Genomic DNA, 25,306 nt, shown 5'->3' on the forward strand with positions numbered 1-25,306 from the left:
GCCATGTTCTACAATTTGAATCTGGATGATAAATCGTATGGAGAAATTGAAGCGGATGCAGTATTTCAGATACCAGGAAAATGCCCGGACTGGACGAACTATAACCAGTCCGATCCGGGAATTATGCTGTTGGGACTCCTGTCATGGTTTAAAGAGATACAACAGTATCAGATCAGTCAGCTCTGCGGCTGGAAACGGCAGAAATATCTGAAACTGCTGGGGATGAAACTGAATCATTTAAGACCTGCCCAGGGAGCTGTCAGTGTGGAGCCTGCAGCAGGATTCAGAGACAGTCAGTTTCCTCTTTTGAAAGGAACCCGGTTTTATGCCGGAGATATGGCCTTTGAGACAGTGCAAAAGGAATGGCCTCATCCGATCCGGCTGATTGGCGCATATATTCTGTGCGGAGAACTGCTGGACCGCTATGTGAATATTGGAAATGATCTGGAAAAAAAGATGTGCCTGTATCCTTTCGGAGAGTGTCCGGAAGTGGGAAACAGCTGCTGTTTTGTTATGGACAGGGCATTTTCTTTGGTGGAAAGAACTACGGTATCTTTTGATATTCGCACAGATTATCAGGTGAGCCGCAATCCCATTACAGAAGATTTTATTCCTCTGGCAAAGCTGAAATGGGAATATCAGTCCTCGAAAGGCTGGGAAGAGCTGCCTGTGGAATTTGACACTACATACGCCTTTTTGCAGCGTGGAAAAATTGGATTCCGTCTGCCGAAGGAAATGGTGGAAGATGAAACATACGGGGCTTTTCAGATACGCGTTACACTGATGGAAAATGATTATGACGTGGCTCCCCTGATACAGAATATATATTTTAATGAAACAGAGGTAAGGCAGCAGTATTCTTGGTGTGATTATGAGGATCATGAGGTGATCCCTGGAGAAGGAGAGGAAATTCTTTCAATAAAAAGCAGTATGTATCTGGCTGGAAGAGGACAGACAGAGCTGTATCTGGAACAGGACGGAGGCTGGGCGCTTACTCCGGTACTTGAGCGGAAGGAAGCAAAAGACGGAGATCAGGTACTGTTTTTTCAAAGACCAAAGCAGGCAGAGAACAACCGGAAATTTATCTGCAGGCTGGCTGCCTGGGAGAATGAGTTTCAGGGCAGGCGGGAGATTGGGCTGGGAAATGGTTCTGCCAGTCAGGAATACCGTCTGGATATTATAGATATTGTGTATGATGAGTTTGAAATTATGGTAAAGGACAGACAGGACGGCAGGTTTTATCCCTATCAGCGGGTAGAGGATTTTGATACCTGTACGCCGGAAGACGCAGTATATGTACTGGAGCTTGCAGAGCACAGGCTGTTGTTTGGAAACTGTGAGCATGGCATGGCGCCGGATGGGGATATTCGTCTGCTGCGCCTGAAAGTCAGCAGTGGGAAATCCGGAAATATCAAGGCTGGCAAAATCCGGGAATGCCGGGAATTTCCGCAGCTTCTGGTAAGGCAGTATGAGATGACCTGCGGTGGCCGGGATGATGAAACCATAGAGGAATGTTACAAAAGGCTGCGGCGGGAACTAAAGCAGGTCCATCGCGGCGTTACCGGTTCAGATTATGAAGAACTGGTAAAACAGACGCCGGGGCTTCTGATTCTGGACAGCAAAGTCGTTCCTCCTGCAGGAAATCGTGACTCTCTGCCTGAAAATGAGATTTCCATTGTAGTGCGTCCTCTGAGTTATAAAGAGCGGGATACCCATTTGAGTGATAAGTACAGGCAGAATCTGGAACAGATGCTGCAGAAGCGTAAGATGATTGGCACTGCGATAAAGATTTTGAATCCGGAATACGTAAGTATTTCTGTCTTTGCAGAAATTGTTATCCGGCCTCAGTTTACCGAGGCGGAGGAAATGCTTGAAAAGGCAGTGCGTTCCTATCTGGATGAAACTGTATGGGAAATCGGCCGGCCAGTGTCCTGCAGTGCTATTTATGGTATTATTGATATTTTACCCTGTGTGCGGCAGGCCAGGGCTCTTACACTGGAGGCAGGCGGCCGGGGATACCGTTATCTGGCCAACGGAGACATACAGCTTCCGTCCAATGGGCTGCCCTGGCTGAAAGAGATGGATTTTCGGATTTTTATGTCATAGCAGAGGAAAAGTGACCATAGACAAGGGGCGATAATATGGAGCAGCTTGCATATTTTGTATTTAATAAAAAGAAAGATTATGAGTCCGGCTACCGGAAAGGAATCCGTATTACGGAGCAGGGGCTTGCTCTGGAGGAAGATGTTCAGGAAAACGGCGTTTTTATTTCACGCCTGTTAGACAGCGGGGAAAGGGGAAATCAGTGGCATCGGGCAGTGATACAGAGTGAAGGCTATGGGGATGACTCCATCCGGTTTTATTTTTACTGCTGCGATGAGGACGAGACAGTGGTGGACGGTGAGATTTACCGTTGGGAGGAATTGATTCAAAACCGGAAAATTCCGCCGGAAAAAAAACACCAGGCCATGAAGCCTTATCTGGCTCATATCATACAGAATCCCCAGGACATTTTGTTGTACCGGGCGATAGGCAGATATCTCTGGATGGAAATTCATCTGTTCTGTCAGGCGGGATTTCTTCCAAAGATTCATCATATGAAGATTTATGCCGGGAACCGCAGTTTTCTGTCGTATCTTCCCATGATTTATCAGACGAAAGGCAGGGAAGATTTTCTGAGAAGGTTTCTGGGACTGTTTGAAGCAGTATATCAGGATTTTGATGAAAAAATTACAAGTTCCACCAGGCAGCTTGATCCAATGACTGCAGAACCGGAGTTTCTGCACTGGATGGCCAGATGGGTGGGAATTTCCAATGGACATCTGTGGCAAGAAGAAAAATTGCGGGTTTTGCTGAGCGGAATTGTAAGAAAGAACCTGATTCGGGGTACCAGGGAATATATGGAATATGTCATTGGCGTTTTTACCGGAGAGCGGCCATATTTTCTGGAATACTGTGATATTGAACAGTATCGGAAAAATGAGACAGCATACCGGAGCCTGAAACAGTCTTATGCGTATGGGCCGTATGAAGTGAGCGTGTTTGTGCGGGAACAGGCGGTGCCTTCCCTGCGGGAGCAGCATGCACTGAAAAAAATGATTGAAGATATCAGACCTGCCCACATTCGGATGCATCTGATTATCATGAGACAGGGCATTTATCTGGGACAGAATGTATATGCAGGAGTAAACAGTGCGCTTGTTGCCTGGGAGCGTGCAAATTTAAACGGTGTGGCTGCAATTCCGTCAATGGTTGGCATGGCAGAAACCGGGGCAAAGGAGGAAAAGAAATATGAAGAATTTAAAGAGCTTTCCATTTGAAAGGAACCGGTATTTTTATGGGAAGCTGCTGTCCGTGGAAGATTTTGAAACAGAGCATAAATATTTTAACGATAAGCGCAGGACGATCAACCGTTTCCTTTTTGGCTCCGGCGTGGTCTGCGGATTGGGCGTGGTAGAGGTAGACGATGAGAGCATATCGGTGGAACGGGGACTTGCGCTGGATTTTGCCGGGCGTGAAATCGTGCTGGATGAACCGGCGGTGCGCAGAATTTCGGAGCTGGAAGGCTATGGAGAAGAACAGGAAGGGGATTTCTATTACCTGTGTCTGGAATATCAGGAAGAAACTGCAGAGCTTATGCATAACGTGACGGGGACCATGGGACGAAACAGCAGTGAATACAACAAATACAAAGAAGGTTACCGGCTGTTTGTAACTCAGGAGGAGCCAGAACGGGAAACTTTCTCTCCTGCCCGGCTTTATGAAGAACGACAGACGGTTTATCAGGAACAGGGCATAAAAATTTCTCAGGTACTGCCCAGCTTTCTGGAAATGGGAAAAGACACGGTTTTGCGGATTGAGGTGGAACATACAGGGCAGCAGGAACTGTCCTTTGAATATGAGCTGGAGCTTTCGTTTCTCACAAATGGAGAAGGAAACCGGGTACATGTTTCTTTTCAGGAAGAAAATCAGGAGAAAGCAGGAAAATATCAGATAGAAATTCCTATGAAAGCAGCCTGTGTCAATGATGTACAGGCGGAAGCCGCTCTGGTGGGAGACAGCTTTAAACTGAAATTAGGCGGCAGAGAATACAGTGAGGCCGCTCCCTGCGTCAGCCGGGCCAGGATCAGTGACCAAAATATCTATGATTGTCTGCAGACAGAATACTATAAAACAGCCATGGATTATATTGTGGGAAATACCTTTCAGCAGGGGATTTATCTGGCAAAAATTTATGTGGTCCGGGCCGGGGACGTCTGTTTGATTGAGCGGATTGAACCATTGCCTTTTGAACAGAAGATCATGCATACGGAGATTTCGGCGGCCATGATTGGCAGGCTAACGGAAGACGTGAAAAGGCTGAAAGAAGCGGAGCTGCTGGAAACAGAGAACCGGAAGGAGCAGGAAGAGAAAAAACCTCTGAAAACAGCCTACGGGGACGTGGTCTTTGATGTGAGCCATATGCGTCCAGGCAAGGTATTGTATTCTGATGAAATTGTACATGGACTGGGTTTCGGCCCTGTGACCATTGATCTTGGATATGAAGTGGATAATGGATTTTCCGGAGATTCCCAGATGGTATTTGGAGACGCTTCCCTGTTTCAGGATAAATATGGCTTTGCGGCTTCTCTGGGGGCAAGGCTTGAGCCTTCCAGGGGAACTTTTGAAATTGCTCTGAAGATTATAAAAAACAGCAGTGCAAAACTGATACGGGTGCACTGGACTGCATTGCGCAATGAAGTCCGCAAATCAGAATCAGCCAGGAAGAAACGTATTTATATACAGCCGGATAATCCAAATGTGTTTACCGGAGACAGTATTGCTTTTACTGCGGTTTTGGAAGGATTTACGGACGAGCGGCTGCAGTGGAGCGTCAGGGACCGTAATGGCGGGACCATTGATAAAAACGGAAAATATACTGCGCCGGAGACTGCAAGTATTTTCCAGATTTCCGTATCCAGTACGGCTTATCCCCAGGTACAGGCGTCAACCTTTATAGTGGTACGCGAGAAAGAGTGAGACAGATATGGTACTTAAGTTTCAGGATGAACAGTATGAGCTGATTTCAAAGATTAAGACCACAGGTTCCGGAGCCATTGATCTGTATGTAGCCTGTGACGCTGCCGGGACAGAGGGCGTCCGGTATACGGTGGCCTGCGTCAACGATATGGAACTGGCCAGAAAACTGGTGCCGGTCACTACCAGGAATAATATTAATTATACCTTTAAAGACTTTCAGACCAGCTTTAATGCAGAGGGAAAGTATTATATTGTGTTCAGCCATGCCAGCGGAAAGACATTGCAGCAGGCCATGGAACAGGGCAATTATAATCTGCTGGAACGTTTGCAGCTTATGAAAAATATTTTTGCGCAGATTTTTCTTCTGAATATGCCGGAATGTTTTCTGTATGAAGTGCTGCGGAAAGACAATATTGTGGTTGGGGAGGATTTGAGCGTCCGGTTTAATTATTTTTTTACGGAAGTGGACTACTACTGGCAGATACAGGAAAAAGATTGTATCAGCCGGGTCAGCGGCCTGGTGCAGGAGATGTTTTTAAAGGAGCTGGAACAGAAAAGCTCCAGAGAACTGATGAAATATGCCAGGGATATGGAAGAAGGCCGATTGGTTTATCTCTGGGACAGTTATGTGGCCTATGACAATATTTATGAGTCAGTGCTGACAAAAAGCGAACAGCAGGAGTTAAAGCCAGGAAGAATCTGGTGGCGCGTCTGGGAGGGACTTAAGAAAATATTTCCGAAAATCCGGGCGGTACTGGCAGCCCTTCTGATTGGCTCAGCGGCTCTGTATCTGTTGCTGACACTGCCCAATCCGGTGTTGTCAGATAAAGGGATTTCTTTTCAGAAAATCGGGACCCTGGAAATTCAGGAAACCGGGCGCATGAAGAAAAAGTAGTTCAGACAGGAGGGATGTAATATGCGGGGCGGACTGATTAGCCGTACAGCCAGGAGGCTGTCACATATTTTAACAGCGCCGTTTCAAGTGGCGTTTCGCAAGGCGAAGCGGATGGTCAGCCCGGAATCCTTTTCTTCAAAAGTTCTGAGTGACGTCCGTAAGGGAATCAATCAGAAAAAAAATAAAAAAGAGCGGACCATCGGGGATTATTTTTCTTTTGGCCATTATTATGTGCTGAAAAGGATGGTATATGTTGTTCTGCTTCTTCTGGCAATCCTTCCGGTTTTGTATGTGAAATTACTGCACCCCATTTTAATTTCACAGTTTTTTACCAAAACCATGGTGATTAATTCACCGGAAATGGTAGGGTACAGCGGAAAGGTGGAGCTGGTGTCTCAGGATGATGGAACGTTGATCTTTCAAGGAAAAATGGAGGAAGGGCGTATCAATGGAAAGGGACAGCTCTATACCTATACGGGAGCATTGCTGTATGACGGGAATTTTGAGATGGAGGCGTATTCCGGAGAGGGAGAGCTTTACTATGAAAATACGGATATTCTCTGTTATAAGGGGAACTTTCTGCTGAATCAGTATGACGGTCAGGGGTTTCTCTATGATGAAGATGGCAGGTTGAAATATAAGGGTGATTTTAAAAATGGTCTTTATGAGGGGAATGGAACGCTGTATTTTCCAAATGGTCAGGAAGAATATGTGGGAACTTTTGCCAAAGGAGAGAAGGATGGAAAGGGAACTCTCTATGATGAAGACGGAAATGTGGTTGCAGAGGGAACTTTTGAGGACGGAGAGCCGGAACTTCAGGCTGTTGTCATGGAAGATGAGGATGGAACTGTCCTTTATGATGGAACAGTTAACAAGGATGGAGAATACGAAGGGGAAGGAAAGCTGTATGAAGATGGAGCCCTCGTGTATGAAGGTGATTTCGTAGACGGGAAAAAAGAAGGTTCCGGTACGGAATATGACGAAGACGGAAATGTTGCATATGAAGGTGATTTTGTCAATGACGTGTATGAAGGAGAAGGAAAACTATATGCAAGTGAACCTTCCGGGACCGGAAATGACAGAGAGGGAGAAACCACCGGAGGCGGAGCTGGAAATGAAGCGGGCGAGAGTTCTGAGGGCGGAACAGACAGTAATTCCAGAAGCGGAGACACCGCATCTGCGGCTGAAACAGGTATATCGGAGGGTAAAAATTCCTCAAATGGCGGGACAGAAGCTTCAGAAAGCGAATCTTCCACAGAAGACGAAACAGAATCAGAAGAAGTCCATAATAAAGGAGTTCTTGTGTATGAAGGCAGTTTTATCAACGGAGAAAAAGAAGGGGCCGGAACCTCTTATGATATGGATGGAAATACTCTGTACAAAGGAGAGTTTGTCAAAGGCCAATATGAGGGAAAAGGAAAACTCTATGAAAACGGGAAACTTGTATATGATGGTGGGCTGATTAATGGAGAATATGACGGAACCGGAAAATTTTATGATGAAAACGAGAATCTGACCTACGACGGAGCCTGGGTTCAGGGAAAACGGGAAGGAATTGGAAAATCCTATAACGAAGAAGGAAAACTGGTGTATGATGGTACGTTTAAAGGGGATCGGTATGATGGTACAGGCAAGCTCTATGATGCAGAAAAGGAGCTGCTGATTTATGATGGTTCCTTTGCGGACGGGCTGTATCAGGGTGCTGGTAAGCTCATAGACGCGGCCACGGAGATGTTGATTTATGATGGAGAGTTTTACAGAGGACAGTATAACGGAACAGGAAAACTATACCATAATACCACCGGAAACCTGATTTATGACGGCGGATTTCTGAAAGGAAGATATTATGGCTCCGGCAAATTGTGGGATGAGAATGGAAACCTCCTTTACAAAGGCGATTTTGTCAATGGAACTTATTTCGGCCACGGGATTCGTTATGAGGCGTCTACCGGAGAAGTTCTGGAGGCAGGGCAGTTTAAAAACGGGATTCTGACGGTTCCGGACCCGGAAGGAACCCAATACGATGATGAGGACGAGGAGAATCCCCAGGTACAGACTGAGGAATCCCAGGTGGATCCTTAAAATTCAGATCTCTGGACGGGACATGAGACTTCTGAATCACAATTCAGATAGAAAAGAGGAATGTTATGTCAGACTACACAAAAATTGCAGATACAGGAAATGGTATTTTATCGTTGCTGAAAGAAACGCTGATTCCGGAACTGTTAAACAGTCCGGACCAGATTGGTCTCTGTTCTCCGGAAGATCACGGGGATTTCGCGGTGGGCGTGTGGCTCTATGATGTAAGGGAAGATACCTCCATTCAGGACCATGAGATGACCAATATTGGAAGGAACGCCCAGCGTTATCCATCCATATATCTGACGTTGTATTATATGATTACCCTCTATCTGCAGTGCGATTTAAAATATCGGGCGGTGCAGGAACATCAGATTATGGGTAAAATTATCCAGGCGTTCCGGGACAAAGCGGTGCTGGATCCGGAGACTTTTGCACCTTCCGATGTGTCAGGCAATAACAATATTCGTATTCAGATGCTGGAACTGGAAACAGAGGAAAAGCTACGTCTCTGGACAGTGCCCAACGCAGCTTACCGGACATCCTTGTATTATACCGCGGGACCTGTGGAAATTCAGTCCACCAGACAGAAATCTGTAAAACGTGTACGGGAAATCAGTTACCGGTATTCTGGAAAGGAGACATAAGATGATATTACAGGAAACTAACATACATCTTTCCAAAGTGGTACTGCTCAGAGATGCATTTACCGGAATGCCTGTATCGGCGGGAATCCAAATCCATTCTCTGTCTGGCGGGTCAGCAGAGAAAAAAAGCGGAGGTTATGTTCTGTTTTTGAATGTGGACAGCCCGGAAATTGAGATAGAGGTGACTTCTCCCATTTATCAGTATCGAAAACTGTCTCTGAAGACTGATGGCGGAGAAGAAGCGGAAGAAATATTGCTGTATCCCTCTCCTGCCTGGCCTTTGAGAGAAGGACATACGGCAGTCCGGGGAAGGGCAAAGCCCGGAAGCGTGCTGAGATGCTATCTGGAGGATGCGCGGGAAAGCTGCCGGCTGCTTCAGGATTACAGGGAAAGGGAAAATAAGATTTCCTTTTATCTGAAACGTGGAACCAGAAGTGTGTTCTGGCATATTCGAAAGAAGCAGGAGAAATCAGGGGAATATTTTCATATGAGATATTTGGAAGGGGATCATGAATATTTTCAGCTTTTCCAGCCTCTGACAGGTTCCTGGCAGAAAAAAGATACGCTGCTCTTTCCGGCCCAGGAGAGCATTGCAGACGAAACGGGGGAAATTTACCTGCTTCTGGGAAAACTTCCTCAGGAAAAATGTATTCTGCAGTATTCCTGCAGATACGCAGAACAGGAAATATGCGGGGAAGCAGAGATTTTTTCAGGAAAGGAAAATCATATTTTGGAGGAGTGAGGATTATGGGATTATGTGTGACGGGAGGAGCGGCCATGACCTGCACATTTGGAATGGCGCCGTCTGTGCTGAATGTATTGCCCACAGCAAAAACCATGTCGGCAATGCCCCTTGCAACGATTGCTGATACCGTGCCATTTGTAAATATCACCCCCTTTGGGATGTGCCAGAGTCTGGCTAATCCCACAGTAGCCGCCGCTACTGCCGCGGCTATGGGAGTGCTGACGCCCATGCCCTGTACGCCGGTTCCGGCTGGGCCCTGGGCGCCGGGGGTTCCCCAGGTGCTGGTAGGCGGGAAGCCGGCAGTCAACGACCAGTGTAAACTGACCTGCGCCTATGGAGGAATGATACAGTTTACCAATTCGGGCTGCCCCACAGTGCAGCTTTAAGGAAAATCAGATTCTGAGGAAAGAAATATGAAGAAAAAAAGTTTGTATGGTATCTGGGGCATTGTGATTGCCGCGCTGGCCTTGATTCTTCTGGCCAGTCTGTATGGGAAAAATGTGAAATTAAATTATATCGAACAAATTCATCTGCAGGATGGATACCTGTATTATGTGGACCGGGGAGAGAGTGAGAATCTGAAAATCATCCGCTCGGATCCGAATGGGAAACAGGGAAAGATGATTTTGTTCCGGAGGCATGAAAATGAGCAGTATCGGATTATTTGTCAGATTTTTTTTGATGATGAAGGCGGTGTTTATGCGCTGATTCAGGAAACAAATGTGAAATCATGGAACGGAGTCAGCAATAAGGTTTATAAATGTGACTTTACCCATGGCAGGCTGGAAGATACGGAGTATGACCTTACAGAAGACACAGTTACTTACAGTCAGATATCTGTACAGTGTATTCAGGATGGCAAGCTCTGTTACATCTGCATTCCAGATACGGAAAAAAACCAGGAATCGGCCAAGCTGTTTACACTGAATCAGCAGGGAGAACGGGAGCAGAAGGATGAGATTCTTTTGGAGTACCCCTATCTGAATGCTCAGTTTTTCCTGAATAAAGATGGAATTCTGCTATGGACAGATTATGAGAGCGAGATTCATGCAAAAAGGGTGGGGACAGAGGACTACCTGGAAATACAGGGAATTACCGGCAAAAAAGGCGTGTTCAAAACCCTTGCGGATGACGGGAAGTATGCCTATGTGCTGGACTGCAGTTCGGACTGTGTCATACAGATAGATCCGGCCGGCCAGACGTCACAGGTTTTGTTTTCCGGAGAAAAAATCAGAGAAGATTATCCGGAGTTTACTTTTCGGGAGCTCCACAGTCTGGATTGCACCACGTCAGGATTCTGTGCAGGAACAGAGGAAGTTCAGGGAATGCGTTCCATCTGTTCTTATCAGAACGGGAATCACGAGGATATAGGGAAGGTTTCCCTTACGGCTCATTCTGTGATAAATCGAATGTTTTGGGTATATGCGGGAATTCTTCTGGCTGCTTTCCTTTTTGGGGGTTATTGGCTGGCTTGTGTAAAATACCATGTTCAGACGGTTCTGGTACGTCTCTGCCTGATTTTCCTTCTGGGACTTCTGGTTATGGACAGTTTTCTGGAATGGTGGATTGAACAGTCTATGCGGGAGCAGCTGGAAAACACCCAGACTCTGTCTTTGTCGGCGTTGGGCAAAGTGCTGAAAGAGGACATTGTAAAAAATATTGAGACCGATCCAGAAATGTTTCCCTCAGGAGACCGGGCTCTGATGCTGAGCCACCGTACTATCAGCAATGGAAGAAGTGCTTCGGAACTGTCTCTGTATGTTTACAGTATTTTACATGCAGATGAAGAAGGGCAGCTCTATATCAGGGAATCCATGTCAGAATACAGCGGCGTTCCGGTGGAATGGGCATATACTTCGGAAGTGTCTGAGTCCATCTATCAGGCCTATGATACCGGGGAAGTGGTAAATAAGATGGATGAAAATCAGAGTGGAAGACAGAACAATCAGTTTATCCCTGTTATTTTGAATGATGGAACGAAGTACGGGGTACTTGTTGTTTCTGGAAACGGGAATATGATGGATTATCAGATCTGGTATTACCAGTGGAATATGAAAAATGCATCTTCCATGCTTTTGCTGGTACTGACGGTGATTCTGATGGTGATTCTGTATATTTTCCTGCGGCCTTTAAAGACCTTGAAGGAATGTGCGGGGAAACTGGCGTCCGGAGAACTGGGCGTGACCATGGAAGTGCATGGACACGATGAGATGGCAGATATTGCATCTACCTTTAACCAGATGTCCCTGGAACTTGAAAATTATGTAGAAGATATCAGAAGCATGTCTGACGGCTATTATAAGTTTATTCCGGCGAAAATTCTGGAACTTCTGGGAAAGGAATCCATTCAGGATGTAAGGCTGGGGGACCAGATGAAAGGAGAGCTCACGATTCTGTCTCTTCATGCCATTGATTATCCCAAACAGAGTGCCCTCTTGTCCGCGGAGCAGGTCTACACGGATATCAACCGGGTGTTGTCCATGCTGGTGGAGCCTATTAATATACATCGTGGGGTGGTGGAACACTTTGAAGATACGGGACTTTCAGCTTTTTTTACTGTTAGCAGCCGGGAAGCGCTGGATGCAGCTATTGAGATTCAGAGACTTTTGGAGCGGCAGACGCCCGGAAACGGAAGAACCATTGCCATCAGTTACGGACAGGTAATGCTCGGTGTCATAGGCCATGAGAAACGGATGGAGGCAACCGCTATTTCCGCTCATTCGGATCTGGCAAAGGCGCTGCGTTTAAAAGGAGATAAATATGGAGCTCATATTCTGATCACCCATTTGGTTTATCGGCAGATTCCAGATTTTGAGGAGCATTATCATGCCAGATATCTGGGGAATATTTATCTGGCGGCGGACCATACATATGAACGGATTTATGACGTCTACGATGGGGATTCCGAGGAGGAATTCTATTATAAAGAGCTGACCAGACCTCTGTTTGAACAGGGTGTGGGGCTGTTTGTGGAAAAGAAATTTTATGAGGCAAGACTTGTGTTTGTGGAGGTGCTCAAACAGCACCGGAAAGATAAAGCAGCAAAAGAATATCTTTACCGATGTGACAGATATTATAAACTTCCGCCAGAGGAAGAAGTGGAAACAATAATTGAGAAATTTTAGCAAAACCGGGAGTGAGGTGAAGTAAAATGTCAGATGAATTACAAATGGAAAAGGAAAATGATCAGAAGGAACAGGATGTGCAGCCAGTACCGGTTCCGGCGGTAGGAGAGGGAAGTAGTGGAGATACATCAATACTGCCTATACAAACTGCTACTGTCCAGAATACTGCTGGTCAGACTGATAGTGACAAGACTACTAATGATCAGAATAGTAATACCAAGAATACTGATAATCAGACTGGTACTCCCAAGGATACTGATAATCAGACTGGTACTCCCAAGAGTGATACTCCACAGAATAATGTACAGCCGGTGCAGGACCGGGCCAATATGGATCTGGTCCGTACCGCGATGCGGGCAAGCGGGCGTCCGCGTCTGAAAAACATTAAAACAAGAACAACTCCTTTTCATACAATGAAGCAATTACTGCAAATGGAAGAAAGACATAAGAAAAAGGCGAAGGAGGAAAAGAAAAACGAAAATAGTGGGAATGAGGGCGATAAGAAACTGGACATAAATACTCAGGATGGTCTGGTAAATGGGCTGTTAGATATGCGGAACAGTAATATCTATAAGGCCGTAGTTCTGGCAAGGGAACTGGAAGGGGGAGGAAGCAATCCACTGAGAAGCGGACGATTTTCGCGGTTTTTTAAATCTTCGAAATATAACAAGGCGGCAGATTCCATGAAACTGATTGGCGCCGCAAACGGAGCGCTGGGGGTTCTGGATGGAGCGATAGGAGATGGCGGGTTTGCATCTTCCGTGGTTGGAAAGGGAATTACCCTGGTCTCCAATTTTATGGCTCTTATTACTTCTATCCGGGATTTTGTGGTAAAAATTAAGAATTTTAAAAAAGAGAAAACGAAGACAGGCAAAGTATTCAGTATTATCGGTATGCTGACAGATATTTTTACTGCGCTGGGCAAAGGCTGCGCCATAGCCAAGACCCTTGCAGAATATGGCGGGAAAACAGATGGGATTTTTAAGAATGGCGCACTGTGGGACCGGATTACCCTGCTTATGAACAGCGCTTCCCAGATTGGAGGCCTTCTGGGAGCCGCCCGAGGGCTGCATGTTACCAAAAACGGAATTTCAAAGTTAAAAGCTTTGGAGAATATAAGATGGAAAGGGGGAAATGGAGGAGACGGTATTCAGGCAATTGTGGCGAAATATGAACAGCCACAGATAGTTCAGGAAGGGGGAAATAATGATGTGCAGACAGAAGACTTGCAGGAGGAAGAAGAGCAGGAGGAAGATAGACAGAATAAGAACAGAGCCCCCATTTCGGGAGAAGGGAATCTGGAAAACGATGACAATGTAAATAATGCAAATCCTAATCTGACGGGTGCGCATGGAGACGAAGGGGAGAGAGAAGCGCCGGCCAGAAGACGAAGACTGATTTTACGTAGAAGGAGGAATGCCCAGAGGGCAGAGAATGCACCTCAGGCCGGAGCGGCGAAAAAACAGAAGCCGCAAACGGCCACGAAGACGGAACGGACGGAGCGGCGGGCCGCTGCAAACAGGTTGCTGAACAAAGAAGAAGTCAGCAGCGAGGAGAAAGACAGACTGGCTTCTTACGTGGCAATACACAGAAGGATTGAGAAGACCCAGTCCTCTCTGACCACGACTTCTACAGGGCTGGTAGCTGCTGCAATCGGGCTTGGTTCCAGCGTTGCTATCAGTGTGAATAACAATACGGGCAGCGACTCATCAAAAACAGCAAAAACCTGGATGGGTTTTGCAGCAAGCCTTGGAGGAATTGTAGCAACCGGAACGAAAATGGGACTGGAGAAACGTAACCAGAAAAAGCAGGATTCGGATGAAGCAGATGCGATTCAGGGAAGGCTCTGGGGAACCATTGAAGAACTGAAAGATGATAAATATGGGCTGAGAGGAGCCAGAAAAAAGGCAGATGAAGCCACAGAAGAGGCGGAACTTGATGAACCAAGAGCTGTATATAAGAGATATATGGCTGCTCAAAGCCAGTTTGAAGATTCAGGCGTGAAATACGACCAGCTTTTTCAGGTGCCGGATCTGAGAAGTTTCAAAAAAGCGTTGATATCAGGGATATAGTAAATGGATGGTGGATTGATATTGGAAGGACAGGAAGCATATTTTAAAGAACTGCTGGAGCTGGTTAAGCAGGAAATCGACCTTTATACCAGGTATGCGGTGCGTCTGCGGGAGGACGGAGGAATCCGTCACATCTATCAGACGAAGCTGTTAAAAGAGGAACTCTCCAACATTCTGGAAAATCCCTTTTCCCATATGGATTTGAAATCTTACCGCAGGGAGCGGGAACTTCTTATATTCCGATGGCAGGAATTTCATGCGAGGGCTTTCTATACCATAAAAAGCGGAGAATTGCTGCCTTTTGAATATATGCTCCGCAGACTGAAACTTGACGAATTTGAACAGTATCTGGCCTGCCTTGCCATGGCGCCGGAATTAAACCGGGAATTTGAACGGTTGTACTGCTATCTGCAGGATGACCTTGCATGGCGGTATCCTTCTCTGGATTTGTGTGTGAAAATGTATACCATGGACGAACAGGAACAGAACACGCTGATTGGCAGGACTTTCGTGCGCCGGGAGCTGCTGAGCTGCATTTTTGAGGAAACTCAGAGAGGGCGGGAAAGCGAGCTGTCCTGGAAGCTGAAGCTCAGGAGAGATCTGGTGTCTTATGCATATTTTCAGGAATCAGATCTGCTGAACCGGAAGGTGGAGTATCGTCTGAGTATTCCGGATGGGAAGCCTGCACCCACGCTCAATATTAATAATCAGGTCATGGAGGTTATCCAAAAGCGCCTGAAAGCGGGAGGTTCCGGTCAGAATGCGGGGCAAGACAGAATAAAACTCAGGCTGTTTCTCCTGAGGGGGTCCAAGGGAAGCGGGAAAAAACTGCAGATAAGACTGGCGGCAAAAGCCATGGGGCAGGGCGTATTGTTTTTTGATCTAAGAGTTCTCTCCGGTAAAAATGAAGAACAGATGCGGGATTCCATCTGCAATGCTCTGGTGCGGGCGGTGTTGGACCATGCTTTTTTGGCGTTTTGTCACTGGGAAACCTTGTGGGCCAAAGAGGAGAAGAAGCGATTGTTTGCACAGGAAATCCTGCTGAAAACCTCTCTGTTTTTTCAGGATGTATTTCTGACGGTGGAGGAGGAAGTGGGTCAGGATGTGTTTGGCGGAGAATATCCCGCCGGCTGCCGGATAGAAGAATTTTCCCTGGGATTCCCTTCCATACAGGAGCGAAGCATGCTCTGGAAAACCTTCCTGGAGGAAACAGGACATGAAAAAGAAACCTGCGGGCAGGAAAAGCAGCAGGTATACGATACTCTGGCGGCCCAGTTTGATTTTACGCCGGGAATGATAAAAGAGGCGGTGGAGCTGGCCTGCCGGGAAGGGGAAATTTACGGGGAAGAAGTTTCCTCCGTTCGTCTGTACCGGGCCTGTCAGCAGAAAATTTCCCATCGGCTGGGAGAGCGGGCCAGCCGGGTCAGCGCGGTCTATACCTGGGATGACCTGGTGTTGGAAGAAGGACCAAAAGAACTGCTGCGGCAGGCCTGCGGGCAGGTGTCTTTCCGGGGAAAGGTCTACGAGGAATGGGGCTTTCAGGAGAAGATTGCCTATGGCCGGGGAGTATCCATGCTGTTTGCGGGGCCTCCGGGAACCGGAAAAACCATGGCGGCCCAGGTTCTTGCCAGTGAGCTGAATCTGGAATTGTATAAAGTGGATCTTTCCGGCGTGCTGTCAAAATACATTGGAGAGACCCAGAAAAATCTTAGGGAAATTTTTGATGAGGTGAAAAAGAGCAGGAGTATTCTCTTTTTTGACGAGGCGGACGTGCTGTTCGGAAAGCGTGTGGATGTGACAGACGCAAGGGATATCAGTGCCAACGCTCAGACTGCATATTTGCTGCAGAAAATGGAAGAATATGATGGGATTACCATTCTGGCCACCAACCTGCTGCAGAATTTTGACGACGCTTATAAGCGTCGAATCAAATTTATCATCCATTTCACTTTTCCTCAGAAAGAGCGGCGCATACAGCTCTGGCAGAAAGTATTTCCCAGGAAGATGCCCCTGGGAAGCGATTTGGATATAGAATATCTTGCGGAAAATTTCGAGCTTTCCGGAGCAGCCATTAAAAATATCGCGGTCAATGGGGCCTTTCTTGCAGCCTCCAGACAGGAAATTATCGGAATGGAGCATATTATGACAGCTTTGCAGCAGGAATATGAAAAATCCGGAAAAATACTTGGAAAAGCAGAGTTGAAAGAATATTATGTATACAAAATATAAGGCTTGTGCAAAGAGGCAGGCGGAATGGAGGAAATTATGAATAAAGCAGAGTTGCGAAAGGGCTTACAGAGATTGAAGGAGTATCTGGCCGGCCAGGAGTTTGAAAGTATGTTACTGGAAGAAGGAGAGGAAGCCGCGCTGGATTCCCTGATACTGCCATTGGAGATCAACGAGGAGCTGAGCCTGGATATCAGCTGTAATTTCGTCCATGTACCGGAATTTGGGGATATGCTCCAGTATTACGGGCATCTGGAAGTAGATGAGCTGTTTGCAGAAAATCCGGAATCTTTTACGGAATTTAATGTATTGCAGCTCCTGAATGCCCTGAACCAGATGATTCCGGTGGGCCAATTTCTTTTCATGCAGGACCAGGCAGAGGGAGAGGAACAGAATGTAATTGGAATTCGTTATACGGTGCTGACTGCACTGGACAATGAAATAGAAATGGAAAAATGCGTCAGTGTAATTAAATTTCTGATGCATATTTATGAGCTTCTCTGCAGTAGTCTGGTGCTGCTTCTGGAAGGAGAAACGGTGCAGAACGCATTATATATCATAGGTGATGTGATAAATTTATAAGATTGGAAAAGTCCGGCCATAAGAAATGATGATGGCGGATTGAAATAAACGGGAGGTTTATATGAAAGAATGTACAACAAAAAGAACGACAGTGGAACTGGTGCTGACGGGGCTGGTGCTTCTGTCTGTTGTCCGGCAGTTTTTTCTGGGCAGTTATCACAATATGTTTCTGGGAATACTGACGCTGATCCTGTTTATGGCGCCTCAGTTTATCGAGAAGACAGTGGGCGTAACCATTCCAACAGGATTGAAAACAGTGATTCTTATTTTTATTTTTTCAGCGGAAATTCTGGGAGAAATCAATGCTTTTTACATAAAAATTCCCCTTTGGGATACCATGCTTCATACCACCAACGGATTTCTGATGGCGGCTATTGGATTTGCACTGATAGATCTGTTTAACAGAAGTGAGAGATTTTCTGTGAAGATGTCTCCGTATTTTGTGGCCTTTGTGGCATTCTGCTTTTCCATGACGGTGGGCGTGGTATGGGAGTTCTTTGAATTTACCATGGACTGGTTCTTTTACACGGATATGCAGAAAGACTGGATTCTTCCCACCATCAGCTCTGTGAAACTGGACCCTGCCGGGGGCAATCATCCCATAAAAGTGGCGGTGGAGTCTGTGGTGATCAATGGGGAGGAATGGAATCTTGGCGGTTATCTGGACATTGGAATTGTAGATACCATGAAGGATCTGATGGTAAACTTTCTGGGAGCTGTTGTGTTTTCTGTGATAGGTATTGTCTATCTGAAGCAGAGGGGGAAAGGCAGGCTGGCTTCTTCTCTGATTCCTCAGGTAAATGAAAAATGGGAAAAAGGAGAGAAAAACCATGAATAAATCAGTCAGGAACAATCTGTATCTTATCCTGTTCTGCGGAATCATGGGGGCTGTGGCCGGAGGGGTCATATGGACATTTTTAAAGGTCATGTCTCTGGGAATTACATTCTTGTGGGAATGGCTGCCAAAGCAGGTTTCCATTCCATATTATACGGTGCTGATGTGTACTGCAGGCGGAGCCCTGATTGGCTGTTTCCGTTGGAAATTCGGTGATTATCCGGAAGAACTGGACACAGTGATGGGAAAAATAAAAGCAGAGAAAACCTATGATTATTCCAATATGGTGGTACTTCTGCTCAGCGCTCTGTTTCCACTTTTGCTGGGCAGCAGTATTGGTCCGGAGGCGGGACTTACCGGAGTGATCGTGGGCCTTTGTTACTGGGTTGGGGATAATCTTTCTTTTGCCCGGCAGAATGCCAGAGAATATTCCCAAGTGGGGGCTGCCGTAACGCTGGGTGTGCTGTTTCGTTCCCCACTGTTTGGCGTTTTTGCGGTGGAGGAAGAAAACCGGGACAAAGAGATTCTGAAACTGCCGGGAACCATGAAACTGTTTCTGTATGGTCTGGCAGCGGCGGCGGGAACAGGATTTTATATGCTGTTGTCTGAATTATTTGGAGCAGGACTTTCCGCCATGCCTTCCTTTCCGGAAATGGAGCCGGATGCATTTGATTATCTGATGGTAATTCTTTATATTCTGCTGGGATGTATTCTGGCAAAATTTTATTTTATCACCCACGGGGCAGCAAAATGGGCTGCAGGAAAGATTCCTGCCGTTGCAAAAGAAACGGTGGGCGGCCTGTGTCTTGGAGTTATGGGTATGACAGCGCCAATTCTGATGTTTTCAGGCGAGGAAGCAATGGGTGAACTGATTGCGGATTATAACATGTATCTGCCTCTGACCCTTGCAGCCATAGCGTTTTTGAAGGTGCTGCTTACTAATATATGTATTCAAACAGGATTGAAAGGAGGGCATTTTTTTCCGGTAATATTTGCAGGAGTGTGTCTTGGATATGCCGCTGCAATGATTGTATTTGGCAATGGGGCAGGTCACGGTGTATTTGCCGCGGCAACGGTGACAGCCGCCCTTCTTGGGGCGATTATGAAAAAGCCCCTGGCAGTTACAGTGCTGTTGTTTTTATGTTTTCCAGTCAGGCTGTTTCTGTGGATTTTTCTTGCGGCAGCAGCAGGGAGTTTTCTCGCAGGCAATAAAGAAAAATCACCTGTGGGAAAAAACAAATTTAAAGAATCAGGAGGAATTTAGTTATGAAGATTTTTACAATTATTCTTGGAGTGCTTATGGCAATCTGCGGGGTTTCCTGCATTTGTACGCCGGTGATGACTTTTCTGGAGGCAGGTTATTTTCTGGTAATTTTGTTGCTGGTCTATGGAATCGGCGCCATAGTAAAGGCGGTTATGGAAAAAGAGTATGGACTGCCTTTTCTGTTTGGGATTCTGAGTATTATTCTTGGCATTGTGATTATGGTTGTGCCGGGACTGAAACTGATGACGGACGGAATGCTGATTTACTTTATGGCAGTATGGTTCCTTCTGCAGGGAGCTGTCGGTATTTTCATGGCAGTCCGGCAGAAAAATTCAGAAGAAAGCAAGGGATGGGTCTGGGTGTTGATTCTCGGCATACTCGGAGTGCTGGTAGGTATTTATTCTCTGGTACATCCCATGCTGCTGGCATTTACCTTTGGAATTCTGGTAGGTCTTTATTTTATTGAAAGCGGAATCAGCATGATTGTTCTGGTGTGTTCAGTACATTCGGAATAGGAAACAGATATGAGGACGTGGAAGCGGTGTTATAAGATTCTGAAACGGACAGGCACATTGAAAATATTTATGAGTTTTCTCATGTTCCTCTGTGCTGCCGGAGCAGCGTTGATGGTGGTGGAGCCGGATATTGAGTCTTTTGGCGATGGCCTGTGGTACTGCTTTGTGGCAGCCACCACCATCGGATTCGGTGATATCTGCGTGAACACAGGCATTGGACGGATCATTACGGTACTTGTATCTGTATACGGAATCCTTATGACAGCCATGGTTCCCGGCGTTGTGGTCAGTTATTACATGGAATATTTAAAAGTCCGGGAAAAAGAAACTATCTCTGTTTTTCTGGAAAAGCTGGAGCGGCTGCCAGAACTGTCAGAGGAGGAACTGGAACAGCTTTCTCAAAGAATTCGGGAATTTGAACAGAGAAACACCGATATTGGAGGTCTGAACAGGAAATGAATACATTTTTGATAAATACGGTAATTTTACTTGCTCTTGTGGTGACGTTGGGGTATCTGAATGAAAAGGTGACCAGATTTCCGGATGAGATTGCCTTGATGATGTTCAGCATCGTAATTGGCGGTGTGCTGGTGATATCAGGCATAGCTTTTCAGGGAACGGAATCGGCCATGAAGTTTTTGAGCGGTCTGAAATATTTTGATCTGGAAAAATTTCTTATGGAAGGGGTGCTCTGCTTTATGCTGTTTGCAGGTTCCTGCCATATGCGGCTTCTGGATTTTAAAACCCATGCCCGGACGATTTCTCTGCTGGCAGTTGCCGCCACGTTTCTGGGAGCAGTGTTTTACGGCCTGCTGTTTTACGGCGCCGGTAAACTGATAGGGCTTTCCATGACCCTTCCTGTCTGCCTGATGTTTGGAAGTATTGTGGCGCCTACGGACCCCATTGCGGCCACCAGCATTCTGAAAAAATTCAACCTTCCTTCCGGTATCAGTTTTATTATGGAGGGAGAATCTCTGCTGAATGATGGAGTGGGCGTTGCACTGTTTGTGTTCTTTTCCGGAATGGTTACTGCGCAGAAAAGCGGCGGATTCTTTCAGGTGATGGCGAAGGAACTGCTGGGTGCCGTTCTTGTGGGAATTTTTGTAACAACAGTGTGCTTTTACATATTTCGACATACGAAAGATGAGGCGAGGCAGATATTTGCCAGCTTGCTGGCAGTGTCGTTATCCTATCTGTTATGTGAGAATTTTGAATTTTCCGGGGCCATTGCCTCAGTGGTCTGCGGCGTTCTGTTTTCTGCATTGCGTAATTACAGGGAATTCAAGGGGGAAGCTCTTTCATTGGAGCAGTTCGACAACTTCTGGTCTGTTTTGGATACGCTGTTGAATTCTGTTTTGTATGTGATGCTTGGCTTGTCCTTTATTCACATCCTTCAGATGCCCCATGTGCTGGTTCTGTCTCTGGCAGCTATTCTTGCGAATCTGATCGGCCGTGCTGGAAGCCTTGGGATTTCTGTTTTGTTTACAGGGCCGCTGCCGGATGGGTATGATAAGATTTCTTTTATAAAGCTGCTGACCTGGGGAGGACTCCGGGGAGGTCTGTCGGTGGCCCTTGCCATGAGTGCAGGGAGTATGGTGGATGAGAATACCTGTAATATTATTATGGGAGGAACTTATGCCATTGTGTTCTTTACCACTGTTATACAGGGCATGACCATGCCCAGGGTATACCAGAATATCCAAAAGGGAATTGGAAAGAAAGGATAACAGAACGGGGCGTTTGCATCATCAACAGATGTTTGATGCAAATGCCCCTTGTTCTGGAACTTAATCATGTACTTTCATATTATGCAGTGCTTTCACAAATCCAGGGTCGCTGTGATTGACGATTTCACTGTGTCCAAGATCTAATTTTGCGATTTCGTTCATATCTTCTTCTGTCAGGGAGAAATTCCAGATATCCATATTCTCTGCCATACGGTCCTTGTGGACAGATTTTGGGATTACCACAACGCCTCGCTGGACATTCCAGCGAAGAGCTGTTTGTGCAGGGCTTTTTCCATATTTCTTACCGATGGCAGTTAAAACCGGATGGGTAAAAATGCCATGATTGCCCTCTGCAAAAGGTCCCCATGCTTCCGGGCATACGCCATATTCTTTCATCAGGGAGAGGGCGTTTTCCTGCTGGAAGAAGGGATGCAGTTCCACCTGATTAACAGCAGGAATTACGGAAACTGTTTCGCACAGGTCAGCCAGGCGTTCCGGATAAAAATTGCAGACGCCGATGGCCCGGAGGATTCCTTCTTTGTACAATTCTTCCATGGCCCGGTAAGCTCCCATATAATCCCCCATGGGCTGATGAATCAAATACAGATCCAAATAGTCCAGTCCCAGTTTGTTCAGAGAAGTCTGAACTGCTTTTTTTGCGCTTTCATAACTGGCGTCCTGTATCCATAGTTTGGTGGTGATAAATAAATCTTTCCGGTCTACGCCGCTTTTTTTGATGGCAGAGCCTACCGCTTCTTCATTCATATAAGCAGCGGCAGTGTCAATCAAACGATAACCGCAATTTATAGCATCCTTTACGGCTGTTTCACATTGTTCCGGGTCTGGAACCTGAAATACCCCAAATCCTTCCAACGGCATTTTTACTCCATTATTTAACGTAATAAATTCCATATTTTTTACCTCCAGTTCAAATGTTCTGATATGATTGTATCTGATTTTTCAGTAAAAGTACAATATATATTCTGAAATGTGCTATAATTAAAAGAAATAGTAAAACAGGAGGTGGAACATGATTGAACTTTATCTGCTGGAACAATTACTGGCATTTTCAGAATACGGAACTCTTTCTGCCGCATCAAAACATCTGCATATTTCGCAGCCCGCTCTGACCCATTCCATGCAGAAGCTGGAAGAACTTATGGAAGTGAAATTATTTGAAAGGCAGAAAAACAGGATTACCCTGAATGAAACGGGAAAACTGGCAGTGGAATATGGGAAAAAAGTGTTGGATCAGGAGAAAGAGATGATAGAACAGATCCGTCTGTTTGACAAAAGCAGTCGTACCATTACCCTGGGGGCCTGTGCGCCCGTTCCGGTTTGGGATATGGTGCCTCTGCTTTCACAGATTTACAGCGGGCTGACAATCTCATCTGAAATAAGAAATCGGGATGAGGAACTTCTGGAAGGATTAGAAAAAAATAAATATCAGTTGGTTATTCTTCATGAAAAGCCTTCAAACGGGGAGATTTATGTTCAGGCATACGGAAAAGAACGCTTATTTCTTTCTGTTCCTGAGGGACATCCTTTGGCAGAGCGGTCGGAAATTTATCTTAGTGATATAGACGGACAGAATCTGTTGTTGTATACAGAAATCGGATTCTGGTATGAGCTGTGCAGGCAGAAACTTCCCAATGCCCATTTTCTTATGATGAGCGAGCATGACGCCTTTGGAGAAGTTGCAGGGAGCGGAGCATTTCCATCGTTTGTGTCTGATGTATTGATGAGAAGGGATCCTAACAATAGTCTGATGGAAAAGAAGATCATTCCTATTTTGGATAATGAGGTAAATGTCACTTATTATTGCGTTTGCAGATATTCTGACCGGAAGAAGTTTGAACCTCTGTATCGCAGACTGGGAAGTTATAAAATCTAACATAAATTATATGATACAAATTATAGAATTTGGTTGTGTTCTCACATAATAAAAGGTTTAAGGAAAGGAATATGGTGCTTAAATTATTTGCATCATGATTGAAGTGGATGAAGAAAGATTATAATCTATATTATTCTAGTAGAATTATAAGCGGAATAGGAGATGCGTTGCAGGATATAGCAGTAATTACAATAATTGCGCTATTTACTAATTCAGCGGCTATTTCTGGACTTGTTGTTGCATCAAATGCATTGGTAAGAATTATATGTTCTCTTTTTGCAATTAGTAACACGTATGTGAAAGATTGTAGGAGGGTTCTGACATATTTAAATTATTTATATGCACTTATTACAGGTTTGTTTTATGTATTTTTAATATTTGATACTCCATTATTAGTATTGAAAATAAGTGTTGTATCTTATGAAACAATATGTAGTTTAATATATACTTTTTATAAAATATATCAAGACATGATAGTAAAGGAAGTGTCAGATAACAATGAAAAAATTGCAAGGTTGTATGCTACGGACAATGTAATAAAAGTTTCAACTTCACTTATATCAACAATTTTACTAATTATTATGTCTTATAAAGGATTTTTAGTTATAAATGCAATATCTTTCTTGATTTCTGGAGTTATTGTGTCTAAGTTAAAAGTTGATATGTCAACGAATAAGACACAGCTAAAGAAGAGTGGGCATTTTAAAATAATAAATAATATCAAGGGATTTCGTGAAAAATATTTATCTGTATTTAAGATTGTAATTTTGAGCGCTATTCTTTCTTTCTTTTTTGCATCTTATGCTGTATTGCTTCAGAAGGCGATAAAGATTTTTGAAATTGATATAAAATATATTGGTATTTTAAATGGTATATATTATGTCGTGTCAATTTTATTGTCCTATGGAGCTGGTTATATAGATGTTAAGAACATAAAGAAGGTTTCTTTACCAGTCTTAGGAATAGGATTGTTATTCTCAGCACTTTGCTTAACAAATTATAAGTGGATTATTGTTGCTTTTATACTGCTTGTTTATCCTATTATTGGAGCTGGTTATAATACGGTAGTTCAAATATACTTTCAAAATGAAACATGTAGAGATGATATTCCTGTTCTAAAAGGTATTTATAATATTGTTTGTGGAATAAGCATCCTATTGTCAGGCTTTTTAACTCCGCTGTTGGTTGCGGATATAAATGTTTTTTTCGTTGCAATGTCTTTACTTTTTATATTCTCAATTATCTATTTGTTTGTATTAAAGATTTACCTAAATCAGTGAAACTCAACTGCCTTGAAGATGGATGGGTTCATGGGAATCAGCGCACTGACGATAGGAGTTTCGTTTTTTACCCTGGTTCGTTCTCTGCCATTGGGCAACTGGTATACAAATTTTCTCCAATCAACAGGATTATACGATATTTTAAATTTCCCAATCCTGATTACGTCGGAGCTTCGGGAATTTTCCTCGCGATGATTGTTGGGTTCCGTTTCCAAATATATCATAACTACTTTCAGGGCTTGTCCTAACATTGAAGCTGTTTCCAGATCCAAGGAATCTGTGCTATAGTACAGATCCTGCTGTGCTTCTTCTTATGCCCGTCTCCTTTCTCCTTTATTTTACATCAGCAGTATACGGAAAACAAGTGAAGAATTTTATTCGTCACTGCTGTTTTTGATTGT

General features: G+C 45.1%; 21 protein-coding genes. 19 read left to right on the forward strand and 2 right to left on the reverse strand.

The window, feature by feature from the left end; all coding sequences use genetic code 11:
* The first annotated feature begins 3 nt into the window (after window positions 1-3).
* The 17 genes from E5329_RS08730 (at window position 4) to E5329_RS08810 (ending at window position 21,731) form a co-directional block, all read left to right on the forward strand.
* The gene (locus E5329_RS08730) at window positions 4-2,106 is read left to right on the forward strand and encodes a baseplate J/gp47 family protein (protein WP_135989185.1); all 2,103 of its coding nucleotides are present in this window, start codon (window positions 4-6) and stop codon (window positions 2,104-2,106) included.
* 35 nt (window positions 2,107-2,141) lie between these two features.
* Complete coding sequence (locus tag E5329_RS08735) at window positions 2,142-3,320, forward strand: hypothetical protein (RefSeq protein WP_135989186.1); 1,179 nt, start codon at window positions 2,142-2,144, stop codon at window positions 3,318-3,320.
* Window positions 3,292-5,019 (forward strand): hypothetical protein, encoded by a 1,728-nt coding sequence (locus E5329_RS08740; protein WP_135989187.1) that lies wholly within the window; start codon window positions 3,292-3,294, stop codon window positions 5,017-5,019. Before E5329_RS08735 ends, E5329_RS08740 begins: the two co-directional genes overlap by 29 nt.
* A 7-nt stretch (window positions 5,020-5,026) precedes the next feature.
* A complete protein-coding gene (locus E5329_RS08745; protein ID WP_135989188.1) occupies window positions 5,027-5,914 on the forward strand; it encodes a hypothetical protein in 888 nt (295 codons plus the stop codon).
* 21 nt (window positions 5,915-5,935) lie between these two features.
* Window positions 5,936-7,996 (forward strand): hypothetical protein, encoded by a 2,061-nt coding sequence (locus E5329_RS08750; protein WP_135989189.1) that lies wholly within the window; start codon window positions 5,936-5,938, stop codon window positions 7,994-7,996.
* Between the two features lie 65 nt (window positions 7,997-8,061).
* On the forward strand, window positions 8,062-8,640 hold the full coding sequence (locus E5329_RS08755) for a DUF4255 domain-containing protein (protein ID WP_135989190.1): 579 nt from the start codon (window positions 8,062-8,064) through the stop codon (window positions 8,638-8,640).
* A gap of 1 nt (window position 8,641) precedes the next feature.
* Entirely contained in the window at window positions 8,642-9,382 is a 741-nt protein-coding gene (locus tag E5329_RS08760; RefSeq protein ID WP_135989191.1) for a hypothetical protein, read from the forward strand.
* Between the two features lie 5 nt (window positions 9,383-9,387).
* Window positions 9,388-9,771, forward strand: a complete 384-nt coding sequence (locus E5329_RS08765) for a DUF4280 domain-containing protein (protein ID WP_135989192.1) — start codon at window positions 9,388-9,390, stop codon at window positions 9,769-9,771.
* A gap of 27 nt (window positions 9,772-9,798) precedes the next feature.
* The gene (locus E5329_RS08770) at window positions 9,799-12,510 is read left to right on the forward strand and encodes a HAMP domain-containing protein (protein ID WP_135989193.1); all 2,712 of its coding nucleotides are present in this window, start codon (window positions 9,799-9,801) and stop codon (window positions 12,508-12,510) included.
* Between the two features lie 26 nt (window positions 12,511-12,536).
* Entirely contained in the window at window positions 12,537-14,582 is a 2,046-nt protein-coding gene (locus E5329_RS08775; protein WP_135989194.1) for a hypothetical protein, read from the forward strand.
* Window positions 14,583-14,585: 3 nt separating this feature from the next.
* Entirely contained in the window at window positions 14,586-16,811 is a 2,226-nt protein-coding gene (locus E5329_RS08780) for an ATP-binding protein (protein WP_135989195.1), read from the forward strand.
* A 36-nt stretch (window positions 16,812-16,847) separates the two neighbouring features.
* Entirely contained in the window at window positions 16,848-17,390 is a 543-nt protein-coding gene (locus E5329_RS08785) for a hypothetical protein (RefSeq protein ID WP_135989196.1), read from the forward strand.
* A gap of 61 nt (window positions 17,391-17,451) precedes the next feature.
* The gene (locus E5329_RS08790; protein ID WP_135989197.1) at window positions 17,452-18,228 is read left to right on the forward strand and encodes a hypothetical protein; all 777 of its coding nucleotides are present in this window, start codon (window positions 17,452-17,454) and stop codon (window positions 18,226-18,228) included.
* Window positions 18,221-19,489, forward strand: a complete 1,269-nt coding sequence (locus tag E5329_RS08795) for a chloride channel protein (RefSeq protein ID WP_275443132.1) — start codon at window positions 18,221-18,223, stop codon at window positions 19,487-19,489. Before E5329_RS08790 ends, E5329_RS08795 begins: the two co-directional genes overlap by 8 nt.
* A 2-nt stretch (window positions 19,490-19,491) precedes the next feature.
* Window positions 19,492-20,004, forward strand: a complete 513-nt coding sequence (locus E5329_RS08800; RefSeq protein WP_135989199.1) for an HdeD family acid-resistance protein — start codon at window positions 19,492-19,494, stop codon at window positions 20,002-20,004.
* Window positions 20,005-20,013: 9 nt separating this feature from the next.
* Window positions 20,014-20,463 carry a potassium channel family protein gene (locus E5329_RS08805; protein WP_135989200.1) on the forward strand — a complete coding sequence of 150 codons (450 nt, stop codon included), beginning with the start codon at window positions 20,014-20,016 and terminating at the stop codon, window positions 20,461-20,463.
* The gene (locus E5329_RS08810; protein WP_135989201.1) at window positions 20,460-21,731 is read left to right on the forward strand and encodes a cation:proton antiporter; all 1,272 of its coding nucleotides are present in this window, start codon (window positions 20,460-20,462) and stop codon (window positions 21,729-21,731) included. Before E5329_RS08805 ends, E5329_RS08810 begins: the two co-directional genes overlap by 4 nt.
* A gap of 60 nt (window positions 21,732-21,791) precedes the next feature.
* Here E5329_RS08810 and E5329_RS08815 read toward each other — a convergent pair whose 3' ends face one another.
* The gene (locus E5329_RS08815; protein ID WP_135989202.1) at window positions 21,792-22,643 is read right to left on the reverse strand and encodes an aldo/keto reductase; all 852 of its coding nucleotides are present in this window, start codon (window positions 22,641-22,643) and stop codon (window positions 21,792-21,794) included.
* 118 nt (window positions 22,644-22,761) lie between these two features.
* Here E5329_RS08815 and E5329_RS08820 point away from each other — a divergent pair, with 118 nt between their 5' ends.
* Together E5329_RS08820 and E5329_RS08825 are read left to right on the forward strand one after the other, a co-directional pair.
* The gene (locus E5329_RS08820) at window positions 22,762-23,625 is read left to right on the forward strand and encodes a LysR family transcriptional regulator (protein ID WP_135989203.1); all 864 of its coding nucleotides are present in this window, start codon (window positions 22,762-22,764) and stop codon (window positions 23,623-23,625) included.
* A 107-nt stretch (window positions 23,626-23,732) separates the two neighbouring features.
* Window positions 23,733-24,905 (forward strand): MFS transporter, encoded by a 1,173-nt coding sequence (locus E5329_RS08825; protein ID WP_135989204.1) that lies wholly within the window; start codon window positions 23,733-23,735, stop codon window positions 24,903-24,905.
* Here E5329_RS08825 and E5329_RS08830 read toward each other — a convergent pair.
* The gene (locus E5329_RS08830; RefSeq protein ID WP_135989205.1) at window positions 24,899-25,156 is read right to left on the reverse strand and encodes a hypothetical protein; all 258 of its coding nucleotides are present in this window, start codon (window positions 25,154-25,156) and stop codon (window positions 24,899-24,901) included. The genes E5329_RS08825 and E5329_RS08830 overlap by 7 nt on opposite strands.
* Window positions 25,157-25,306 lie beyond the last annotated feature (150 nt).

It is taken from the genome of Petralouisia muris (assembly GCF_004793545.1).
Lineage (GTDB): Bacteria > Bacillota > Clostridia > Lachnospirales > Lachnospiraceae > Petralouisia > Petralouisia muris.